19 protein-coding genes are annotated in these 20,570 nt (G+C 65.2%); 12 read left to right on the top strand and 7 right to left on the bottom strand.

Annotated elements, in window-relative coordinates; genetic code table 11:
- The first annotated feature begins 105 nt into the window (after positions 1–105).
- A complete protein-coding gene (locus QM712_RS30235; RefSeq protein WP_415026807.1) occupies positions 106–741 on the top strand; it encodes a LysE family translocator in 636 nt (211 codons plus the stop codon).
- Positions 742–879: 138 nt separating this feature from the next.
- Here QM712_RS30235 and QM712_RS30230 read toward each other — a convergent pair whose 3' ends face one another.
- Positions 880–1,506: a glutathione S-transferase family protein gene (locus QM712_RS30230; RefSeq protein ID WP_415026806.1), complete on the bottom strand. Its 627-nt coding sequence runs from the start codon at positions 1,504–1,506 to the stop codon at positions 880–882.
- Positions 1,507–1,678: 172 nt separating this feature from the next.
- On the opposite strand from QM712_RS30230, the gene pyrE reads away from it, so the two are divergent.
- Positions 1,679–2,242, top strand: a complete 564-nt coding sequence (gene pyrE, locus QM712_RS30225) for an orotate phosphoribosyltransferase (protein ID WP_415026805.1) — start codon at positions 1,679–1,681, stop codon at positions 2,240–2,242.
- Positions 2,243–2,418: 176 nt separating this feature from the next.
- On the top strand, positions 2,419–3,189 hold the full coding sequence (locus tag QM712_RS30220; protein ID WP_415026824.1) for a DUF2865 domain-containing protein: 771 nt from the start codon (positions 2,419–2,421) through the stop codon (positions 3,187–3,189).
- Between the two features lie 158 nt (positions 3,190–3,347).
- On the opposite strand, the gene QM712_RS30215 is transcribed toward QM712_RS30220, so the two are convergent.
- Complete coding sequence (locus tag QM712_RS30215) at positions 3,348–3,779, bottom strand: hypothetical protein (protein ID WP_415026804.1); 432 nt, start codon at positions 3,777–3,779, stop codon at positions 3,348–3,350.
- 185 nt (positions 3,780–3,964) lie between these two features.
- Here QM712_RS30215 and QM712_RS30210 point away from each other — a divergent pair, with 185 nt between their 5' ends.
- Positions 3,965–4,258, top strand: coding sequence for a GIY-YIG nuclease family protein (locus tag QM712_RS30210; RefSeq protein WP_415026803.1), 294 nt, complete (start codon positions 3,965–3,967; stop codon positions 4,256–4,258).
- Positions 4,259–4,387: 129 nt separating this feature from the next.
- On the opposite strand, the gene QM712_RS30205 is transcribed toward QM712_RS30210, so the two are convergent.
- Positions 4,388–4,633, bottom strand: a complete 246-nt coding sequence (locus QM712_RS30205) for a hypothetical protein (protein ID WP_415026802.1) — start codon at positions 4,631–4,633, stop codon at positions 4,388–4,390.
- Between the two features lie 202 nt (positions 4,634–4,835).
- Between QM712_RS30205 and QM712_RS30200 the strand changes: the two genes are divergently transcribed.
- Both QM712_RS30200 and QM712_RS30195 read left to right on the top strand, forming a co-directional pair.
- On the top strand, positions 4,836–7,361 hold the full coding sequence (locus tag QM712_RS30200) for a glycogen/starch/alpha-glucan phosphorylase (protein ID WP_415026801.1): 2,526 nt from the start codon (positions 4,836–4,838) through the stop codon (positions 7,359–7,361).
- A gap of 230 nt (positions 7,362–7,591) precedes the next feature.
- Positions 7,592–8,407: an acyl-CoA thioesterase gene (locus tag QM712_RS30195; RefSeq protein WP_415026800.1), complete on the top strand. Its 816-nt coding sequence runs from the start codon at positions 7,592–7,594 to the stop codon at positions 8,405–8,407.
- A 252-nt stretch (positions 8,408–8,659) separates the two neighbouring features.
- On the opposite strand, the gene QM712_RS30190 is transcribed toward QM712_RS30195, so the two are convergent.
- The 3 genes from QM712_RS30190 to QM712_RS30180 form a co-directional block, all read right to left on the bottom strand.
- On the bottom strand, positions 8,660–10,276 hold the full coding sequence (locus QM712_RS30190) for a phosphoenolpyruvate carboxykinase (RefSeq protein ID WP_415026799.1): 1,617 nt from the start codon (positions 10,274–10,276) through the stop codon (positions 8,660–8,662).
- Between the two features lie 285 nt (positions 10,277–10,561).
- On the bottom strand, positions 10,562–13,159 hold the full coding sequence (locus QM712_RS30185; RefSeq protein ID WP_415026798.1) for a CHAT domain-containing tetratricopeptide repeat protein: 2,598 nt from the start codon (positions 13,157–13,159) through the stop codon (positions 10,562–10,564).
- Positions 13,160–13,539: 380 nt separating this feature from the next.
- Complete coding sequence (locus tag QM712_RS30180; RefSeq protein ID WP_415026797.1) at positions 13,540–14,274, bottom strand: HugZ family protein; 735 nt, start codon at positions 14,272–14,274, stop codon at positions 13,540–13,542.
- A 254-nt stretch (positions 14,275–14,528) separates the two neighbouring features.
- Between QM712_RS30180 and QM712_RS30175 the strand changes: the two genes are divergently transcribed.
- From QM712_RS30175 to QM712_RS30155, 5 genes are all read left to right on the top strand, one after another.
- Positions 14,529–15,230 carry a response regulator transcription factor gene (locus QM712_RS30175; protein WP_008542552.1) on the top strand — a complete coding sequence of 234 codons (702 nt, stop codon included), beginning with the start codon at positions 14,529–14,531 and terminating at the stop codon, positions 15,228–15,230.
- A gap of 113 nt (positions 15,231–15,343) precedes the next feature.
- On the top strand, positions 15,344–17,149 hold the full coding sequence (locus QM712_RS30170; RefSeq protein ID WP_415026796.1) for a stimulus-sensing domain-containing protein: 1,806 nt from the start codon (positions 15,344–15,346) through the stop codon (positions 17,147–17,149).
- Positions 17,146–17,670, top strand: a complete 525-nt coding sequence (locus QM712_RS30165; RefSeq protein ID WP_415026795.1) for an HPr kinase/phosphorylase — start codon at positions 17,146–17,148, stop codon at positions 17,668–17,670. Before QM712_RS30170 ends, QM712_RS30165 begins: the two co-directional genes overlap by 4 nt.
- 133 nt (positions 17,671–17,803) lie before the next feature.
- Complete coding sequence (locus tag QM712_RS30160) at positions 17,804–18,205, top strand: PTS sugar transporter subunit IIA (protein ID WP_024339151.1); 402 nt, start codon at positions 17,804–17,806, stop codon at positions 18,203–18,205.
- Complete coding sequence (locus QM712_RS30155) at positions 18,202–18,528, top strand: HPr family phosphocarrier protein (RefSeq protein WP_415026794.1); 327 nt, start codon at positions 18,202–18,204, stop codon at positions 18,526–18,528. The genes QM712_RS30160 and QM712_RS30155 overlap by 4 nt, the downstream gene beginning before the upstream one ends.
- A 115-nt stretch (positions 18,529–18,643) precedes the next feature.
- Here QM712_RS30155 and QM712_RS30150 read toward each other — a convergent pair whose 3' ends face one another.
- A complete protein-coding gene (locus tag QM712_RS30150) occupies positions 18,644–20,269 on the bottom strand; it encodes a glycosyltransferase family 39 protein (RefSeq protein ID WP_415026793.1) in 1,626 nt (541 codons plus the stop codon).
- 114 nt (positions 20,270–20,383) lie between these two features.
- On the opposite strand from QM712_RS30150, the gene QM712_RS30145 reads away from it, so the two are divergent.
- Positions 20,384–20,570, top strand: a 187-nt coding sequence (locus tag QM712_RS30145) for a GTP-binding protein (protein WP_415026792.1), incomplete at its 3' end; no start/stop codon positions are given.

Below are 20,570 nucleotides of genomic sequence, written 5' to 3'. Positions count from 1 at the left end.
GGGACGACGAAGATCGTGCCGTGAAATTTGCTCCGTGCAATTGCGCGATGGCCCTGTCCGGCCCCGCATATTAGAACTGGGCGGTCTCCCGCACCCGGTTCAGCCATGCCCCACGCCTCCGCCCTGCTCGGCTTCGCTCTCGTCTGCCTTGGTCTCGTGCTCACGCCCGGGCCGAACATGATCTATCTGATCTCGCGCTCGATCACGCAGGGACCGGCGGCCGGCATCGTCTCGCTGGGCGGGGTGGCGCTCGGCTTCGTGTTCTACATGCTGTGCGCGGCATTCGGCATCACCGCGCTGCTGCTGGCGATTCCCTTCGCCTATGACGCGCTGCGCTTCGCGGGCGCGGGCTATCTGCTGTGGCTCGCCTGGCAGGCGGTGAAGCCCGGCGGGCGCTCGCCGTTCCAGGTGAAGACGCTCGCGATCGACAGTCCGCGCAAATTGTTCGCGATGGGCTTCGTCACCAATCTGCTCAACCCGAAGATCGCGATGCTCTATCTGGCGCTGCTGCCGCAATTCATCGATCCCGCCGCAGGCAGCGTGCTGACGCAGTCGGTCGTGCTCGGGGCGATCCAGATCGCGATCAGCGTCAGCGTGAACGCGATGATCGCGCTCGCCGCGGGATCGATCGCGCTGTTCCTGACGAGCCGGCCAAGCTGGATGCTGGTGCAGCGCTGGCTGATGGGCACGGTGCTGGCCGGGCTTGCGATCAGGATGGCGGTCGAGGCGAAGCGGGTGTGATGCCTTCACCTCTCCCCGTTTGCAGGGAGAGGTCGGATCGCCTTTGCGATCCGGACGAGGGGTTACAGATCTCTCGGCCACCTCTCGCGTGGTGAGACGCCCCTCTCCCCGTGAGAACGGGGCGAGGGAGAAGAGATATCAATCCAGCTTCGCGTCCATGCCCCGCTTCACCGCGGGACGCGCCATCAGGGCCTCGTACCAGCGCTTGACGTTGGGAAAATCCGCCAGCTCAACCTTGTGGCGAGGATGACGCCAGGCCCAGCCGAGGATGGCGAAATCGGCGACCGAGAGATCGCCGGCGACGAAATCGCGGCCCGCGAGGCGGCGGTCCAGCACGCCATAGAGCCGGCGCGTCTCCGCCATGTAGCGCTTCAGCCCATAGGCGCGGTCCTGCTCGTTCTCGAGCGCGATGAAATGATGCACCTGGCCCGGCATCGGCCCGAAGCCGCCCATCTGCCACATCAGCCATTCGTAGACGGGGATGCGGCCTGCCAGCGATTTGGGCAGGAACTTGCCGGTCTTCTCGCCGAGATAGAGCAGGATCGCGCCGGATTCGAAGATGCTGACGGGCTTGCCGTCCGGCCCCGCGGGGTCGACGATCGCGGGAATCCTGTTGTTGGGGCTGATCTTCAGGAACTCCGGCGCCATCTGCTCGCCCTTGGTGATGTTCACCGGGATGACCTTGTAGGGCAGCCCCATCTCTTCCAGCGCGACCGAGATCTTGCGGCCGTTCGGCGTGTTCCAGGTGTGCAGCTCGATGGTCATGCTCTGTTTCCTTCCCCGACGGGCTTTGCCCCTCACCTACTCCAGAAAGTTGCATCGGGACAACCGGCGGCCCGGGATGCCCGATCCCTGTTGACGCGGCCTGTGCCCTCTGGAATGTCACCGCCGTCGCGGATAAATTCCGCCTCCTCCCGAAACGCTCCCGAGGACCGCCGTGTCGAAATCAGCCTCCCGCGCCCGCCTGTTCGAAATCATCCGCCGGCGCTCCTTCGGCCGCGGCGAGGTGACGCTCGCGTCGGGCCGCAAGAGCGATTTCTACTTCAACCTCAAGCCGACCATGCTGGACCCGGAGGGCGCGACGCTGCTCGCCGAGCTCACCTATGAGGCGCTGAAGGACGACAAGCTCGATTTCATCGGCGGCCTCGAGATGGGCGCGGTGCCGCTTGCCGGCGCGCTGGCGCAGATCTCCTGGATCAAGGGGCATCCGATCGCCGCCTTCTTCGTGCGCAAGAAGCCGAAGGAGCACGGCGCAAGGCTCGCGATCGAGGGACTGCCCAAGGGCGAGACCCTCGAGGGCAAGCGCGTCGTGATCGTCGAGGACGTCACCACCACGGGCGGCTCGGCGATGAAGGCCGTGGAGTCGGTGCGCGAGACCGGCGCCGAAGTCGTGCTGGTGCTGACCATGGTCGACCGTGAGGAAGGCGCCGACGACACGTTCGGCCAGGCCGGCCTGCCGTTCCGCTCGCTCTACAAGGCCTCGGAATTCCTGAAGGCCTGACGCGGCCGGGGCGCGAGGACCGGCCCGAAGCGTCCGCGCTCAACCGCTCGTTTACCATCCCGCATTATGGTGAATCATGTGCTGAGACCTCTCGCTGGTCCCGGCCGGTTCGGTAGCGTCGGGTGGAGTAAGCGTTGCGTACAGTTTTGTCCCATGCGCGCCGTCAGCGTCGCGCGATGCTCGTGATCGCCGCCTTCGTCAGCCCGCTGCTCGCGGCGCCGGCCCCGGTCTCGGCCGAAGGCCTGTTCGATTTCTTCTTCGGCGGAACGCAGCAGCGGCCGCAGCGCGACGTGCCGCAGGCGAATTCCTACGCCGATCCCTTCACCGGCCAGCAGAACGCGCCCGTGCAACCCTACGTCCCGCCGACGCGTTCGGCGGCGGCGATCGGCGGCTCCGGCCCGGCCTTCTGCGTGCGCAGCTGTGACGGAAAATATTTTCCGCTGATGCGCGGCGTCGCCTCGCCGGCGCAGATGTGTCAGGCTTTCTGTCCCGCCACCGCCACGAAGGTCTTCTTCGGCTCCAGCATCGACGGTGCCACATCGCAGACCGGCGAGCGCTACGCCGACAGCGAGAACGCGTTCGCCTATCGCAAGGCGCTGCGCAGCGACTGTACCTGCAACGGCCGCGAGCCGGTCGGCCTTGCCCCGGTCGATCTCGCGCTGGACAGTTCGTTGAAGGCCGGCGACGTGATCGCCACCGCGGATGGGCTGGTCGCCTATACCGGCGTCCGCCTCGGCCAGGAGCAGACCGCCGAGTTCACGCCGGTCGCCTCCTATCCCGGTCTCACCGCTCAGGTCCGCGCCCGTCTCGGCGAGATGAAGGTGGCCCCGGTCCGCGCCGAAACGGTGGCGGTGGATGCGCCGTCCGCCGAGATCGTGCGCGAGACGCTGCCTGACGTGACGGTGCCGAAGACGCAGAAGCCGGCGAAACGGGCGGGACTGGATTAGGTCCCACCCGGCCGAGCCGTCATCGCGAAGAGCGCTTGATTTGCGAACGGCGCTTGCGGTGGAGCAATTCAGAATCCCTTCGTTGAGAGAATTCGGATCGCTTCGCGGAGCCGCGCTTCATGCGGACCCGTTGGCTCGCAATGACGACGGAGAGAGCGTCACCGCCCGATGATGACCCCGATCACGTTCGGCGCGGCCAGATATTTTTCCTCGATCGCCGCGCGCGCGGCGGCGCGGTTTTCAGACGTCAGCAGGCCGCGCTTCTCGGCCAGGATCATCCAGCAAAAACCCCACCAATCGGTCAGCATGCCCGCCTCGTCGACGAGGTCGTAACCCTGCTCGGCCGCGAAGATGCGCGCATGCGCTTCGTCCAGCGTGTCGAGGAACAGATGATCCTCGGTCGAGAACAGATCGTCGCTGATGTCGTCGATGGTGTAGCCCCAGATCGACTGGCACACCGCGTTGAACTCGCGGTCGAACTGGTCGTCATCGACCGCATAGCGACGCGCCGCCTGATGCAGCCGCGACAGCGACCGCGCGAAATCGGCAATCCGGGTGAGAGCAAACTGGTCGAAGGCAATCGTGGACATGTAGTCCTCGCAAAGTCGGACAGACGCTAGATATTGTGTCGGCAACGCGCCGAATCACAATGATATATCAAAGACTTGCTAAAGTGTTCTTAATTCGTTCCGGCGCGCTATCGCAGTGTCGTCCCGGCGAAGGTCGGGACCCATATCCACAGCTGACAGACGTTTCCGAAAACGGATGCTCCGCAATGAATGGATCCACGTCGTATTACGTCTGCATCCTCGCGAGCCGCCGCGACGGCACACTGTACATCGGTGCATGCAGTGATCTCGGAAATCGGCTCACATTGCATCGCTTAGGACGCGGATCAAAATTCGCCGCGAAATATGGTGTCGCGCGTCTCGTCGATGTTGAGACCTACGCGTTGCCATCCGAAGCCATCGCGCGCGAAAAGGCACTCAAGGAATGGCACCGCGATTGGAAAATCCGCTTGATCGAGTGGGAAAATCCGGATTGGCGCGATCCGTCACATCTTATCTGACAGCGGTGGGTATGGGTGCCGGCCTTGGCCGGGACGACGTTGGCCGGGACGACGTTGGCGAGAGCTTTCGCCGGGACGACGATGGATCGCTTGCCAGGACGACACTCCTACCGCGACGGGATTGCCCCCTCAATTCGCGGCCGACATCAGCTTGTCGCCGCATGCGCTCGCGTAGAACCTGCCGCCGCATTGGCGCTTGATGGCGACGCAGCGCGCGGGCGGCGTTGCGTTCTGCGGCAGCGAGACGGCGCAGCTCAGGCCGTCCGCGCTGCGGCCGGTCTTTCCGGCGGCGAAGGCCGCGCCGGAGGCGGTGATGCAGACGACGAGGAGGGCCGCGGCGGTGATGTCGATCAGCAGTCGCTTCAGCGGTCTCATGGCTCTTCTCCACACTGATGGCTGAATTGGCCTCCAAAATAGCACCAAATCTGCGTTTCCCCGTGTGCTTCCGGGTTCCTAAACCGGCCCGTTCCTTGCATAAATTTACGCCAGCGCAGTGCACGGCCGCGCCAGCGATGGTTTCGGTCCGGAAGCAAGACGCGTAGGTTAGTGGTGTTCTCGCGACCAGGAAGTGACGGCCTTGCAAGATTCATCGTTCCAGCAAAATTTTCCCGCTCCCGGCGAACCGGTCGACGAGCTTGCTCTGGCCGAGATCAAGGGCGCCATCCTGGCGAAGCTGCGCCTCGCGATCGGCAAGGACGCCGGCATGGCGACCAAGCACGACTGGTATCAGGCCGCAGCGCTCGCGCTGCGCGACCGCATCGTGCATCGCTGGCTCAGCGCCGAAAAGCGCAGCTACGACGCGGGCCGCAAGCGCGTCTACTATCTGTCGCTGGAATTCCTGATCGGCCGTCTCTTCAGCGACGCGCTCAACAACATGGGGCTGCTCAAGATCTTCGAGGTCGCGCTCGGCGATCTCGGCGTCTCCCTGCCGGACCTGCGCAAATGCGAACCGGATGCGGCGCTCGGCAATGGCGGTCTCGGGCGGCTTGCGGCCTGCTTCATGGAAAGCATGGCGACGCTGTCGATCCCCGCGATCGGCTACGGCATCCGCTACGATTACGGCCTGTTCCGCCAGATCATCAACCAGGGCTGGCAGCAGGAATATCCGGACGAATGGCTGAGCTTCGGCAACCCCTGGGAATTGCAGCGGCCCGAGGTGATCTATCACGTCCATTTCGGCGGCGGCGTCGAGCATGTCGACGACAAGGGCCGTGACCGCGCGATCTGGCATCCGGCCGAGACGGTGCAGGCGATCGCCTATGACACGCCGATCGTCGGCTGGCGCGGCCATCACGTCAACGCGCTGCGGCTGTGGTCGGCGCGCTCGCCCGATCCGCTCAAGCTCGACGTCTTCAACTCCGGCGACTATGTCAGCGCCTCGTCCGAGCAGGCGCGCGCGGAGGCGATCTGCAAATTCCTCTATCCGAACGACGAGAGCCCGGCCGGTCGCGAGTTGCGGCTGCGCCAGGAATATTTCTTCGTCTCGGCCTCGCTCCAGGATTTGGTGAAGCGGCATCTGGCCTCCGACGGCCAGTTGCGCAGCCTGTCGGCCAAGGTCGCGGTCCAGCTCAACGACACGCATCCGAGCCTCGCGGTCACCGAGCTGATGCGGATCCTGGTCGACGACCACAATTTCCGCTGGGACGAGGCGTGGAAGATCACGGTCGAGACGCTGTCCTACACCAACCACACGCTGTTGCCCGAGGCGCTCGAGACCTGGCCGGTCGAGCTGTTCGAGCGCCTGCTGCCGCGCCACCTCGAGATCATCTACCGCATCAACGTGCAGCACCTCGCGCTCGCCGAAGCGCGCTGCCCCGGCGACATCGACTTCCGCGCCTCGGTCTCGCTGATCGACGAGAAGAGCGGACGGCGCGTGCGCATGGGCCAGCTCGCCTTCGTCGGCTCGCACCGCATCAACGGCGTGTCGGCGATGCATTCGGACCTGATGCGCGAGACCGTATTCCACGACCTCAACCATCTCTATCCCGGCCGCATCACCAACAAGACCAACGGCATCACCTTCCGTCGCTGGCTGATGCTGGCGAACCCGAAGCTGACCGACCTGTTGCGCGAGACCTGCGGCGAGGCCGTGCTCGACGACCCGACGCAGCTCAGCCTGATCGAGGCCCGCGCCAGCGACGTCGAATTCCAGCGAAAATTCCGTGCCGTCAAGCTGCACAACAAGACCGCGCTGGCGCGCCTGATCGGAGAACGGCTCGGCATCAAGGTCGATCCGACCGCGCTGTTCGACGTGCAGATCAAGCGCATTCACGAATACAAGCGCCAGCTCCTCAACGTCATCGAGACGGTCGCGCTGTACCAGTCGATCAAGGACGATCCCAACGGCAACTGGGTGCCGCGGGTGAAGATCTTCGCCGGCAAGGCGGCGGCGAGCTATCGCTACGCCAAGCTGATCATCAAGCTGATCAACGACGTCGCCGAGGTCGTCAACAACGATCAGTCGATCGGCGGCAAGCTGAAGGTCGTCTTCCTGCCGGACTACAATGTCAGCCTCGCCGAGGTGATCATTCCCGCGGCCGACCTGTCCGAGCAGATCTCGACCGCCGGCATGGAAGCCTCGGGCACCGGCAACATGAAGCTGGCGCTGAACGGCGCCATCACCATCGGCACGCTCGACGGTGCCAACATCGAGATCCGCGACCATGTCGGCGCGGAGAACATCGCGATCTTCGGCATGGAAGCCGGCGACGTGATGATCCGGCGCAAGCAGGGGCTGGATGCGTCCGACGTGATCCGCAATTCGCCGAAGCTGTCGCGCGCCATCAACGCTATCGGCGTGGGCGAGTTCTCGCCCGGCGATCCCGGCCGCTTCGAATCGATTGCACACGCGCTGCGCTATCTCGACCACTACATGGTCAGTGCCGATTTCGATTCGTATTACGAAACCCAGCGCGGCGTCGACGCGCGCTGGCAGGTGGCTCCGGCCTGGACGCGCGCCAGCATCCTCAACGTCGCGCGCATGGCGTGGTTTTCCTCCGACCGCACCATCCGGGAATATGCCGAGGAGATCTGGAACGTCCCGGTGAATCCTCTCACGCCACCTTTCCAGGCGGCCGAGGACCTGCGCGACGCGACAGGCTGATTTTCCGCGCAGCGAAATCGGCGGTGATCTCCGAGGTTATTGCATCTCCCCGGGATGATGATGATATGACTGTCATCATCCCCAAAGCGGCGTCGGTGATACGCACGCCGCAACCTCAAACACCGTCACTTGCGAGCGCGCCGAAGCCATCCAGTTTCTTTCCTGCGGAAACAGTCTGGATCGCTTCGGCACGCTCGCGATGACGACGCGGCCGGCATCGAGGACCAACAATGCACGCCAAGCTCCCGCATCCCTTCGACGACGCCACCCGCATCACCGCCGGCGACAGCAGCTGGCAGGGTCATACCAGCGAGGACTATTGGGCCTTCGTCGGCCCGTTCGGGGGCGTCACCGCCGCAACCATCCTGCGCGCGCTGATCGACCATCCGCAACGCGCCGGCGATCCACTGGCGTTGACCGTCAATTACTGCGCGCCGATCGCCAAGGGCCCGTTCGATCTCGACGTCCGGCTGGTCAAGGCCAACCGCTCCAGCCAGCACTGGAGCGTCGAACTGTCGCAGGGCGGCGGCGAGGTCGCGACGCTCGCAACCGCCGTGTTCGCCGAACGCCGGCCGTCCTGGGAGCACAAGGTGGCGAAGTGCCCGGATGCCACGCCGTTCGAGAAGACCCTGCCGTTTCCGAAGGTGGCCCCGTCCTGGGGCAACCAATATGAATTCCGCTTCGTCGAGGGCGAGATGCGCGTGGGCCCGCCGCAGGCGGAGCTTGCGAGCACCTACTCGAAGCTCTGGATCAGCGACCGCGAGCCGCGCAAGCTCGACATGCTGTCGCTGACGTCGATGTCGGACGCCTTCTTCGGCCGCATCTTCCACGCGCGGCGCGAGCTGGTGCCGTTCGGCACGGTGTCGCTGACGACCTATTTCCACACCGATAGCGAGGAGCTCGCGGCCGAAGAGATCACGCGCGTGCTCGCGACGGTCGATTCGAAGGTCATGCACAAGAGCTACGCCGACCAGAACGCCGAGCTGTGGTCCCCGAACGGCCGCTTGCTCGCGACCACGACGCAGATCGCCTATTTCAAGGCGTAAGGCTTCGACACGGTGTCGTCCCGGCGCAGGCCGGGACCCACGACCACGAGCGGCCATTTGACGACGACCTTCGGTGGTCACCGTTTCTTTGCTTGTACCGGCGCTGCGCTCCCCCGATGGATCGCGCCGTATGGGTCCCGGCCTGCGCCGGGACGACGCTGCAGCTTGTGCCGACGCTCACAAAGAAGCCGACACTCACAAACGAAAAGGGCGGCCTCTCGGCCGCCCTTTTGTATTTCGCGCGATGCGGGATTACTCCGCGGCGAGCTTCACGTCCGGCGCGGCGGCGCGGACTTCGGCGTCGACCTGGGCTTCGAACTTGGCGAAGTTCTTCTGGAACATGCCGACCAGCGCGCGGGCGGTCTTGTCGAACTCGTCCTTGTCCTTCCAGGTGTTGACCGGGTTCAGGATCTCGCTCGGGACGCCCGGCAGCGCGGTCGGGACCGCGAAGCCGAAGTACTTGTCGGTGCGGAATTCGACGTTGCGCAAGGAGCCGTCGAGCGCGGCGGTCAACAGCGCGCGCGTCACCTTGATCGGCATGCGCGAGCCGACGCCGTACTTGCCCCCGGTCCAGCCGGTGTTGACCAGCCAGCAGTCGACATTGTGCTGGGCGATCAGGTCGCGCAGCATGTTGCCGTAGACGGACGGATCGAGCGGCAGGAAGGGCGAGCCGAAGCAGGTCGAGAATTCCGGCTGCGGCTCGTTGCCGAGACCGCGCTCGGTGCCCGCGACCTTCGCGGTGTAGCCGGAGAGGAAGTGGTACATCGCCTGCGCCGGCGTCAGCTTCGCGATCGGCGGCAGCACGCCGAAGGCGTCCGCGGCGAGCATCACCACGTTCTTGGGCTGGGGCGCGCGGCCCGTGCGCGAAGCGTTCGGGATGAATTCGAGCGGATAGGCCGAACGCGTGTTCTCGGTCTTGGAGCCGTCGTCGAAATCGACGGCGCGGGTGTCTTCGTCGAGCACGCAATTCTCGAGCACCGCACCGAAGCGCGTCGAGGCGGCGTAGATCTCGGGCTCGGCTTCCTGCGAGAGCTTGATGCACTTGGCGTAGCAACCGCCTTCGAAATTGAATACGCCGTTCGGGCCCCAGCCGTGCTCGTCGTCACCGATCAGCGTGCGGTTCGGATCGGCAGACAGCGTCGTCTTGCCGGTACCGGACAGGCCGAAGAAGATCGCGGCATCGCCCTTGGCGCCGACATTGGCCGAGCAGTGCATCGGCATCACGCCGCGCTCGGGCAGATAGTAGTTCAGCGTGGTGAAGACCGACTTCTTCATCTCGCCGGCATAGTAGGAGCCGCCGATCAGCACGATCTTCCGGGCGAAGTCGATCGCGACGACGTTCTCCGACTTGCAGCCATGGCGCTTCGGATCGGCGCGGAAGCTCGGCATGTCGATGATGGTGAGTTCGGGCGTGAAGCTCGACAGCTCGACCGCCTCGGGGCGAATGAGGAGCGTGCGAATGAACAGCGAGTGCCAAGCGAGCTCGGTGAAGACGCGGGTCTTGATCCGGTAAGCCGGATCGGCGCCGCCGTAGAGATCCTGCGCGAACAGGCTCTTGCCTTCGGCATGCTTGAGGAAGTCCTGGTAGAGCGTCTCGAACTGCTCCGCGGTGATCGACTGGTTGCCGGCCCACCACATCTTCTGGTCGGTGGTGGCGTCACGCACCGTGAACTTGTCCTTCGGGCTGCGGCCGGTGAACTCGCCGGTATCGGCGCAGAGCGCACCATCGGCGGACAGCACGGCCTCTCCCGCGGAGAGCGAGTACTGATAGAGTTGCGGCGCGCCGAGGTTCCAGTGAACCCGTTTGAGATTCCTTAAGCCAAATTTGTCGGCGCCGAAGGCACCGTTGCGCACGCCCGTCTCTTGCACGAAAAATCCTCCTAGAATCCGCGACACCCGGCGCGACCAAGCTTTGGCACCATCGCGATCACCGTGAATTACAGGCCGTCCGGCCTCGGCTTGGACGACCTAATAATGATGAACGCTGGCGTTGCCAAGCCAATCCCGCAGGATTTGGTTTATTCAAGGACCGCGCCAATGGTCGCGCATATCAGCCTTGAGCAGACGCATGAAAAATCGCGCATGATCGCGCAATCAAATGCGTAATTCAGCCTTACTTTCGATTATTGCGACGCACAATTCCCTCACCCCGGACTATCGCACCGCACCTTCACCGATCAGCGCGAACGGCCCCCAGATCGCGGGATAGGCATTGCGCGGCGACGATGCATCATCGAGATAAGCCAGCATCGCGCGGCGCAATGCTTCGGCACGACCGATTCCTGGTTCGTTTTTCAGCAGATCGAAAGTCCACGTGGTCAAACGGGTGGCGGCTTCGGAATCTACGGCCCAATGCGAAACCAGCAGCGCGCGAGCGCCCGCATAGAAGAACGCGCGCGCCAGGCCCGACAAGGCCTCGGCGCCCGGCTTGTCGCCGGCGATCGTATTGCACGCCGACAGCACCACCCAGTCCGCGTTGAGCTTGAGCTGGGCAACTTCGCTCGCCGTGAGCAGGCCATCGTCGAGTTGCGATGGTTGATCGGGAAGCGAGAGCGCGAGCGCAGGCTCACCCACGCCCCTGACGTCACCGGCGACGAGGCCGTGGGTAGCGAAGTAGATGATGCTGTACCGCGCGAGCTCTGAACGCTTGAGCGTCGTTTCGCTGGCATCGCGGCCGAGATGGATATCGGCCTGGGCCGCGCCGACATCTCTGGCCACCGCGTTCAGCTCGTCCGCGGTATCGGGCAGTTGCGGCAGAGCCCCTGCAAGGCGGGCGCGATCGACGCCGGCGCCATGCCAGAAGTCGGTGTAGGCGATGGTTGCAAGGCTGCGCGCCGCGAGCCCTCCGTTCGCGGCGCGTCGATCGGCGGGCACCTCGAGAGCGGGGTTGAACACGGGATCGCCGAAGCCCGTCATCGGCTTCACGTCCTGATCCCTGCGTGTGACGGCACGCAGCGATTTCAAGCTCGCCGCCGACGGCAGCACCGAAACGGCATGACGTCGCAACAGCCACGCGGCATTGCGATAACCTTCGAGCCGGTCCGGGATGGCGGCCTGCGGCGTCTCCGTGACCAGCAGGTGAAACGGCAACGCGGTCAACGCGCCCGACGGCACCACGAGCAGGCTGCGCTTGTCCTTGATCAGCGCCTCGACCGGGCCGAGCAGCGTGACATAGAGTTCGCTCGCGAGCGCGAGATCGAACAAGCCCGATTTGCCCGAAGCATCGCGCGCCTTGCCGACGTCGAGCCCATTGCGGAACTTGAACACCTTCTGGGCCAGCGCATCGGCGCCGAGCGGTATCTGCTTCCAGTCGACGTTGTCGCGCGTGATCGCGATGACATAGCCCTGCCTGTCGATCATGGAATAGAGCACCATCGCCTCGTCCGCCGAGAGCTGCGGCTGGATGTCCTTCACCGCGAGCGGCAGCGGATCGGACAGCGAGGCGTAGTCGGGGAATTCGACGGCCAGCGTCTTCTGCAGACCGGCGCGCTCGCTCGCGATCGCCGCGATCCGCGCGCGGCTGCGCTGCTCGGCCGCGACATCGCGCTGGGCGGATGGCTTCGACACTGCGGCGATGATCGCCTTGTCGAGCGTCTCGGCCTCCGCCGCGAGATCCTGGTCCTGACGCACCCGTTCAGCAAGCCTGTCGCTGCCGGCAGCGAGCCGCGCCGCGAGCTTGTTCACGGCCGATGCCGCTGCGGATTGCGTGCCGCGCTGGATCGCGGTGAGCGCATCGTCCAGCGCCTTGCCGTCAGGAATCAGATCCTGCTGGCGCGCGGCGAACAGCACCGGCAACACGACCCGCAATGTTGGTGCGCGGTCGTTGCGAAGCGTTCTTCGCACCAGCGGCAACGCGTCCGCTGGGCGCCCCGACACATAGAGAAAGTAAGCCAGGTTGCCGGTCGAGGTGACGACGTCGGGATGATCGGGTCCGAGCGCACGCTCGCGGATCGCCAGCGCGCGGCGGTAAAGCGGCTCTGCGTCGGCGTAGCGCTGCTGGTGCTCGTAGAGGCCGGCGAGGTTGTTGAGAGACCGCGCGACGTCGGGATGATCCGGTCCCAGCACCTTCTCGCGAATGACGAGCGAACGCCGGATCGGCGCTTCGGCATCGGCATCGCGATCGAGATCGCGATAGAGCTGGCCGAGATTGTTCAGGAGCGTCGCGACCGCCGGATGCTCGGGACCCCCGACCTTCTGATAGATCGCAAGCGCGCGCTGAAACAGCGGTTCGGCTTCCGCATAGCGCTCCTGCTTCACGTCGAGCGTGGCAAGATTGTTCAGGGACTGCCCGACGTCGGGATGATCGCGCGACAGCGCCTTCTCTCGAACGGCGAGTGCGCGCCTGAACAGCGGCTCGGCTTCGGCGAACCGGCCCTGCCGTTGATCGAGCGCGGCGAGATTGTTCAGCACCGGCGCGATCTCGACGCTGTCGAGACCGGTCCCCTTCTCCATCAGCGCGAGGGCGCGCTTGTACAGCGGCTCGGCCTGATCGTCATGTCCCTGGTCCGATTGGATCTGGCCGAGATTGTTGAGCGCGGCGGCGAGATCACGGCTGTTGCTGGTCTTCTCGAGCAAGGCCACCATGGCCTGCGCCAGCGGCAACGCCTCCGAATATCTGCCGGCGCTCCTGAGCGCGTTGATCCGCGCGCTCTGTGCGGCGAGATCGCCCTTCTGGGCCAAAGCGGGCGTGGCAAGGGACGCGACGATCGCGAGCGCCAGACCGGCGACGAGCGTCAAACGACGGCGTCTCATGAACCCTCTCGCTGACCATGACGATGACGCTCTTGGGTCGCGGCAACAGGCGGCGGCGTTCAAATTCCGGAGACGGAGCGCGCGTGAACCAAGCTCGCGTGCCGCCATCCTTCGAGACGCCCGCCTTACGGCGAGCCCTCAGCATGAGGTCGCGTTTCCAGGCGAAATGCCAAACCCTCATGATGAGGAGCCCGCCAGAGCGGGCGTCCCGAACCATGCAGGCCCAAGCACTCTCCTCTTCCTGATCCGTCATAGGGGCTTGGTGTCGCGGGGCTCGAGCCTTCAGCAGCGAAAGCCCCTTTCCGGCGCTTCGCGTCCACGCTTCCCGCACGCTGGAGAGGCGGATCGAGCCTGCGGCTCGATCCGAAACCCATTCCGCTTCAGCCTGCCTCGGCCCGCGCTTCGCCGGCCAGTCGCACCAGCATCTTGCGCAGCGCCGTGCCGCCCGTCACCCGCTCCGGAAAGTCCAGCCGAAGCGCGGTCTGGCCGTCCTGCATGTCGAGGCCTTCGGGGTCGCATCCGGTGCAGCGCCAGTCACCCTCGGCCGCGCCGAGCAGCTTCGTGGCGTAGAGGTTCATGGCGTCGCGGTGGTCGGCATTCATGTGCTCGACCGCGCCCTCCTCCGCCGCCAGCAGTTCATCGGCATCACCGAGCTCGGTCAGGAATTGCTCGGGCTTGAGGTCGACGATGCGGCCAAAGCCGGCAACCAGATGCGTTCCGGTGGGCCGGATCCGGAAGAAGGAGAAATCCTTAAATCCAACAAAGGCTTCCGCCGACGGATGAGCACCGAGATACCGCCGCTGCAGGAGGTCCTTGTCGGCACCGGCCTCCTCGGCGCGGCCGGACAGCATGATTCGGGCGCCTTCCAGCGGATCGCCGGCCGCGCGCTCGTCCAGCATCAGCGAGACCCTGGCGTCGGCGAGGATATTCCGGGTGTGCACGGCAAGGCGCGAGATCAGCAGGATTGGCGAGCCGTCCGGATGGCTGGCCAGATTGACCAGCGAGCAATAGGGATCGCCGCTGCCGGTCATCAGCGTTGCCAGCGCTCCCTGCCGCGACCGCCTGAGCAGCGATTTGGCGAGCTTTCCGGGGTCGAAATCGGGGGTCGGTTGCATCGGCTTTCTCGGGTCAGGTGGTTGCAAGGAGGGCCTTTTTTCGGGTAAACGAGGGTCAGGTTATGGGTCGAAACGCGGCGAATCTGCCGTGTTTCGTGGAACTTGGTCACACTTCAGCCCAGCTTGCATTGCTCGGTGACAAAGTTCGAACGCCAAGTTCGGGACCCAAGTTCGAAACCCATGTATGCGGCGCATCACTGAATTGCTCGCCGTTTCAAGCCACGACCCAAACGGAAAGCAGAAAGCAGAGGCTCATGCCCACAATCGCTTTGGTCGACGACGACCGCAACATTCTCACATCCGTCTCGATCGCCCTGGAAGCCGAAGGCTACCGCATCATGACCTATACCGACGGCGCCTCCGCGCTTGACGGTTTCCGGACCACGCAGCCCGACCTTGCGATCCTCGACATCAAGATGCCGCGCATGGACGGCATGGAGACGCTGCGGCGGCTGCGGCAGAAGTCCGACCTGCCGGTGATCTTCCTCACCTCCAAGGACGAAGAGATCGACGAACTGTTCGGCCTCAAGATGGGCGCCGACGATTTCATCCGCAAACCGTTCTCGCAGCGCCTGCTGGTCGAGCGCGTCAAGGCCGTGCTGCGCCGCTCGGCGCCGAAGGATCCGACCGTCGCGCCGAAGGAGAATGACGCCAAGGCGCTCGACCGCGGCCTTTTGCGCATGGATCCGGAACGGCATACCTGCACCTGGAAGAACGAGCCTGTGACGCTGACCGTCACGGAATTCCTGATCCTGCAGGCGCTGGCGACGCGTCCCGGCGTGGTGAAGAGCCGCAACGCGCTGATGGACGCCGCCTATGACGATCAGGTCTATGTCGACGACCGCACCATCGACAGCCACATCAAGCGGCTGCGCAAGAAGTTCAAGGTCGTCGACAACGAGTTCGAGATGATCGAGACGCTCTACGGCGTCGGCTACCGCTTCAAGGAAGCCTGAGGCGCGCGCGCCTTCACGCGAGACTGAGAGCATAGCCGGTTCCCAACGGGGGCGGGATGGCTCTAGGATGCGGGGACTTGATCGCACGAGCTGTCCTAACGCGGGCGTAAGCATTGCTTGACCGAACGCAGCCTGACCACGACCAGAGCGCCGAGGATCTCGCATCCGACGGCGTTCCGGATCACGTGGCCGAGACCCAGCCGGCTGCGCTCGGCTGGCGGCCGCTGAACTGGCTGAAGCGCGCCGGGCAGTTCTTCTTCGCGCTATCCTTCTCGAGCCTGACCCGCCGCATCGTCTCGCTCAACCTCGCGGGCCTCGTCGCGCTGGTCGCAAGCATCCTGTATCTGTCGCAGTTCCGCGCCGGCCTGATCGACGCGCGTGCGCAGAGCCTGCTGGTCCAGGCCGAGATCATCGCGGGCGCGATCGCCGCCTCCGCGACGGTACAGACCAACGCCATCACCATCGATCCCGACCGGCTGCTCGACCTGAAGCCGGGCGAGACCTATGCCGGGCCGGACGATTATTCGCCGCTGGATTTCCCGATCAATCCGGAGCGCGTGGCGCCGGTGCTGCGCACGCTGATATCGCCGACCAAGACGCGCGCCCGCATCTACGATCCCAATGGCAGCCTGCTGCTCGACAGCCGCAACCTCGAGAACGTGCTGCGCTACGATCTGCCGCCGCCATCGACGGAGAAGCCCGGCATCGTCGAGCGCGGCATGGTCGCGGTGCGGACCTGGCTGAACCGCGGCGACCTGCCGCTCTATCGCGAACTCGGACCCGAGAACGGCAACGGCTATACGGAAGTGGCCGACGCGCTGCAGGGCCAGAAACGCTCGATGGTGCGGGTCAATGCGCGCGGCGAGGTGATCGTCTCGGTCGCGGTCCCCGTGCTGCGCTCGCGCGCCATCCACGGCGCGCTGATGCTGTCGACGCAGGGCGACGACATCGACCAGATGGTGACGGCGGAACGGCTGGCGATCCTGAAGGTGGGCGGCGTCGCCGCCGCGGTCATGATCATGCTGTCGCTGCTGCTCGCCAGCACGATCGCGGGTCCGGTGCGCCGGCTCGCCGACAGTGCCGAGCGCGTCCGCCGCCGCATCAAGACGCGCGTCGAGATCCCCGACTTCACCCGCCGCCGCGACGAGATCGGCCATCTCTCCGGCGCGCTGCGCGACATGACCAATGCGCTCTACAGCCGCATCGAGGCGATCGAGATGTTCGCCGCCGACGTCGCTCATGAGTTGAAGAACCCGCTGACCTCGCTGCGTTCCGCGGTCGAGACGCTGCCGCTGGCGCGCAACGAGAACAGCCGCGCGCGGTTGCTCGAGGTGATCGAGCACGACGTCAAGCGGCTCGACCGGCTGATTTCCGACATCTCGGATGCAAGCCGCCTCGATGCCGAACTGCAGCGGCAGGATGCCATGCCGGTCGATCTGCGCCGCTTGCTGACGACGCTCGTGTCGGTCGCCAATGAAACCAAGCTCGGCCACGACGTCGCGGTCGAGGCGCGCTTCGAGGGCCGCGGCCCGAACGATTCCTTCGCCGTGCCCGGCCACGATTCGCGGCTCGGGCAGGTGGTCGCGAACCTGCTGTCCAACGCGCAGTCGTTCTCCGAGCCCGGCAACAAGGTGCGCCTGACCTGCCGCCGCGCGCGCTCCGAGATCGAGATCGTGGTCGACGACGACGGCCCCGGCATCCGTGACGATGCGCTCGAGCGCATCTTCGAGCGCTTCTATACCGACCGGCCGCATCAGGGTTTCGGCCAGAACTCGGGCCTCGGCCTGTCGATCTCCAAGCAGATCGTCGACGCGCATGGCGGCCGCATCTGGGCGGAGAACCGCGCGGGGCCGCAAGACGCCGACGGCGCGCCGACGGTGGCCGGCGCGCGCTTCGTGGTGCGGTTGCCGGCGCTATGAGCGACGGCGAGCCCAGCGTTCACGCCTCGGCGGTCAAGATCGGAAATCTGGCGGTCCTGATCCGCGGCCCGTCCGGCGCCGGCAAGTCGCGGCTTGCCTTCGATCTGATCATGGCCGGGCGCGCCGGCGTCGTCGAAAACGCCGTTCTGGTCGGCGACGACCGTGTCCGTCTGGCGACAGTCGGCCACGAAATTCTGGTCCAGCCGGCCGGCATCCTGGCCGGCCTGATCGAGATCCGGGGCCTGGGAATCCGCCGCTGCGACTTCGTGGAGCATGCGACCGTCGGTCTCGTGGTCGATCTGGAGGCACCTGACGCGGAACGGCTGCCCCCGCCGGAAGCCCTGAAAACGAGCATTTTCGGTGTCGAGATACCGAGGATCCCGGTCCCCTCCGGCTATTCCCCCCTCCCTCTGGTTGTCGCGACTTTGATCACTACCAAGAGTTCATGTTCCATTAACCCTCCTGGTGATTGTTTGAAGGGAAATGGTAACCATATGAGTCCCACTATCGCGACCGAATAGACCGGCGAAGCTCCCCTCATCCATCCGTCTAGTTTCAGGGAGATACGCAACATCCCCTCTTGCGCGAGGGCGCTGGATGGTCAAAGTGGCGCGTTCGTGCGGCGCACCAAAAGCGCCCGCGAGGAGTTTTCCGATGATTGGTCTAGTACTTGTGACCCACGGGCGCCTTGCCGACGAATTCAAGGCGGCGCTTGAGCATGTCATGGGCCCGCAAAAGCAAATCGAGGCGATCACGATCGGCGCCGAAGACGATTCCGATCTCTGCCGAAGTGACATCATCGAGGCGGTTAACCGCGTCGATTCCGGCGATGGCGTCGCGATCCTCACCGACATGTTCGGCGGCACGCCGTCCAACCTCGCCATATCCTGCATGAGCCGGCCGAAGGTCGAAGTCCTCGCGGGCATCAACCTTCCCATGCTGGTGAAGCTCGCGAAGGTTCGCGAGGAGCGCTCGCTGCCCGACGCGATCGCGATGGCCCAGGAAGCCGGCCGCAAATACGTCACCATCGCCAGCCGCGTGCTCGCCGGCAAATGAGTGACGATGCACCGCTCGGAAACCAGGCCGGGACAGGTGTGCCTGCGAATGCCCTTTCCAAGGAGCTCCTGATCGTCAACAAGCGCGGCCTGCACGCCCGCGCCTCGGCGAAATTCGTCCAGACGGTCGAGCGCTTCAACGCGCAGGTCTGGGTGACGCGCGGCGGCGAGACCGTCGGCGGTACCTCGATCATGGGCCTGATGATGCTCGCGGCGGGGCCGGGCACGACGATCACCGTCGCCGCCGCCGGCGCCGATGCCCAAGCCGCGCTCACGGCGATCACCGAACTCGTTGAAAGCAAGTTCAACGAGGAAGGAATCTAGTCCTCTGCCGTCATGGCCAGGCGGTACGGCAGCACCAGACCTGCAATCTCGTTTCTCCGGTGCGCCATTGCGCACCAGCACTCCATGCCACGCATCTCCCCGACAACGCCTTCGGTCACTTCTGCGGCGGGGCGATGTAGATGTTCCAGGTCATCGACGGACCGGCCTTGCCGTGGGTGAAGCGGCGCGTCGTCATCACCACGCGCTCGGCGTTCGGCGCGGTCTCCGACACCCATTTCTCGAATTCGGGGAGACGGCCGTCGGTCGGATCGAACACGCCGATGAATCCGTATTTCCTGACGTCGTCGAGCGAGGTCAGCCCCGAACTCCACGGCTCGTTGGGCGTGAAGGCGGCGGGGTGGTCGGGGCTGTAGAACACCATCGGCTGGATCGACTCCATGGTGCCGGCGACGATCGCCCAGCGTGACGCAAAGCGCGTGTGCCAGGCCTGGGTCAGTTCGCGCGCGAGCTCGGAGCGCGCGCCATAGGTTGCGGTGTTGCCGGCGTTGGCTGCCATCTCGCGCGCGGCGATCCACGGCGAGGCGGCGAGCGTGGCCACGCTCAGCACCAGCCAGATCACGACGATGTTGAACAGCGTCGCGCTCTGCACGCGCAGCACCGGGATCGCGACCAGCGCCAGCGGCACCAGGAAGAACAGCGAGATGCCCCAATCGGTCTTCATGTAGATGCTGAAGACCAGCGCGCCGAGCGGCGGCCCGAACGCGACGATGATCTGGATGATCCAGACGTTCAGCGCCTGCGGCAGGTTGACGCCGGAATTGGCGCCGCGCGCCCAGGCGCGCGTGACGATCCGCGAGGGCGCGCGCAACAGCAATCCGAACCATGGCGGCACCAGCGCCATGGCGAGCGCCGCGAGCGCGACCGGCAGCGCCAGCAGCGCCAGATTATGCAGGGCATAGCCGAACACGAGCTGATGCACGAGGCGGCTGTCCTCGATGCTGTAGGTGTCGCCGGCATAGGTCAGCGGCACGAAATGCGCATCCGCCAGCCAGACGATGTGCGGGATCATCGCCACGACCATCGTTGCGATCGCGACCCACGGCGCCGGCGAGCGCAGGAAATTCAGCCGGTCCGGATGGATCAGCGCGGCAAGGCCAATGGCGCCGATCATGGTCAGCACCCAGTATTTGGTCATCAGCGCCAGCGCGCCGGCCAGCCCGAGCCAGATCCCGGACCGCCAGCTCCGCTTCTCGAAAGCATTGAGATAGGCCAGCACCAGCAGCGGCAGGGTGACGAGCTGCAGCAGGTCCGGATTGTACTTGAAGCCCTTGAAATTGAAGATCGGGTAGAGCGCGATCATCACCACGACCAGGAACGCGCGCCTGGAATCCACCACGCGCCGGGCGACGAACCAGCAGATCACCATGCCGACGCCGACGGTCGCCATCGCGAGCGCATAGGTCGCCCAGTCCGCCGCGGGGAACAGCTTGAACCAGACGCCGGCGATCCAGCCCGACAGCGGCGGGTGCTTGCCGTAACCGAGCAGGAATTTCTGGCCCCAGCCATAGGCTTCTGCGACGTCCATGTGAACGTCCTGCGCCGCCTTGAGATTGATCAGGATGAAGGTCCAGAGCACCGCGTGCAGGATGGCGAGCTGGATCACCAGCCACGGGCCGGGCTCCGGCCGGGTCGCGCAGGCGACCAGCCAGGCCCGGAAGCGGTTGTAACTCACCCGGGTCTTCGCCCGGGCGCGCGCGGATGGGATCGAGGTCGTTGACATGAGCCGTTGCGTAGCGCGTTTTCGGCTCCCGTGGAATCAGCTTGGCGTGAAGAAAGGCCCTGAAAATACAGCAATATGGTTGCCGCACGGGGACGTGAGTGGTATCCCGCGCCCATGACGACCGTCCCCATTTCCAACATCCGCAATTTCTCCATCGTCGCCCACATCGACCATGGCAAATCGACGCTCGCCGACCGCCTGATCCAGATGACGGGCGGCCTCTCCGACCGCGAAATGGCGGGCAAGGAGCAGGTGCTCGATTCCATGGACATCGAGCGCGAGCGCGGCATCACCATCAAGG

This window comes from Bradyrhizobium sp., from assembly GCF_047605465.1.
Classification (GTDB): domain Bacteria; phylum Pseudomonadota; class Alphaproteobacteria; order Rhizobiales; family Xanthobacteraceae; genus Bradyrhizobium.
Note: the sequence above shows the minus strand (reverse complement) of the source record. Positions and strands in the feature narration are given on the sequence as shown.

What these genes read in the sequence shown, in the direction of transcription:
- QM712_RS30185 (WP_415026798.1), bottom strand. Translation starts at nt 13,159, where the DNA reads ATGAGACGCCGTCGTTTGACGCTCGTCGCCGGTCTGGCGCTCGCGATC.
- QM712_RS30215 (WP_415026804.1), bottom strand. Translation starts at nt 3,779, where the DNA reads ATGTCCACGATTGCCTTCGACCAGTTTGCTCTCACCCGGATTGCCGAT.
- QM712_RS30235 (WP_415026807.1), top strand. Translation starts at nt 106, where the DNA reads ATGCCCCACGCCTCCGCCCTGCTCGGCTTCGCTCTCGTCTGCCTTGGT.
- QM712_RS30160 (WP_024339151.1), top strand. Translation starts at nt 17,804, where the DNA reads ATGATTGGTCTAGTACTTGTGACCCACGGGCGCCTTGCCGACGAATTC.
- QM712_RS30205 (WP_415026802.1), bottom strand. Translation starts at nt 4,633, where the DNA reads ATGAGACCGCTGAAGCGACTGCTGATCGACATCACCGCCGCGGCCCTC.
- QM712_RS30210 (WP_415026803.1), top strand. Translation starts at nt 3,965, where the DNA reads ATGAATGGATCCACGTCGTATTACGTCTGCATCCTCGCGAGCCGCCGC.
- QM712_RS30230 (WP_415026806.1), bottom strand. Translation starts at nt 1,506, where the DNA reads ATGACCATCGAGCTGCACACCTGGAACACGCCGAACGGCCGCAAGATC.
- QM712_RS30220 (WP_415026824.1), top strand. Translation starts at nt 2,419, where the DNA reads ATGCTCGTGATCGCCGCCTTCGTCAGCCCGCTGCTCGCGGCGCCGGCC.
- QM712_RS30165 (WP_415026795.1), top strand. Translation starts at nt 17,146, where the DNA reads ATGAGCGACGGCGAGCCCAGCGTTCACGCCTCGGCGGTCAAGATCGGA.
- QM712_RS30180 (WP_415026797.1), bottom strand. Translation starts at nt 14,274, where the DNA reads ATGCAACCGACCCCCGATTTCGACCCCGGAAAGCTCGCCAAATCGCTG.
- QM712_RS30195 (WP_415026800.1), top strand. Translation starts at nt 7,592, where the DNA reads ATGCACGCCAAGCTCCCGCATCCCTTCGACGACGCCACCCGCATCACC.
- QM712_RS30175 (WP_008542552.1), top strand. Translation starts at nt 14,529, where the DNA reads ATGCCCACAATCGCTTTGGTCGACGACGACCGCAACATTCTCACATCC.
- QM712_RS30150 (WP_415026793.1), bottom strand. Translation starts at nt 20,269, where the DNA reads ATGTCAACGACCTCGATCCCATCCGCGCGCGCCCGGGCGAAGACCCGG.
- QM712_RS30155 (WP_415026794.1), top strand. Translation starts at nt 18,202, where the DNA reads ATGAGTGACGATGCACCGCTCGGAAACCAGGCCGGGACAGGTGTGCCT.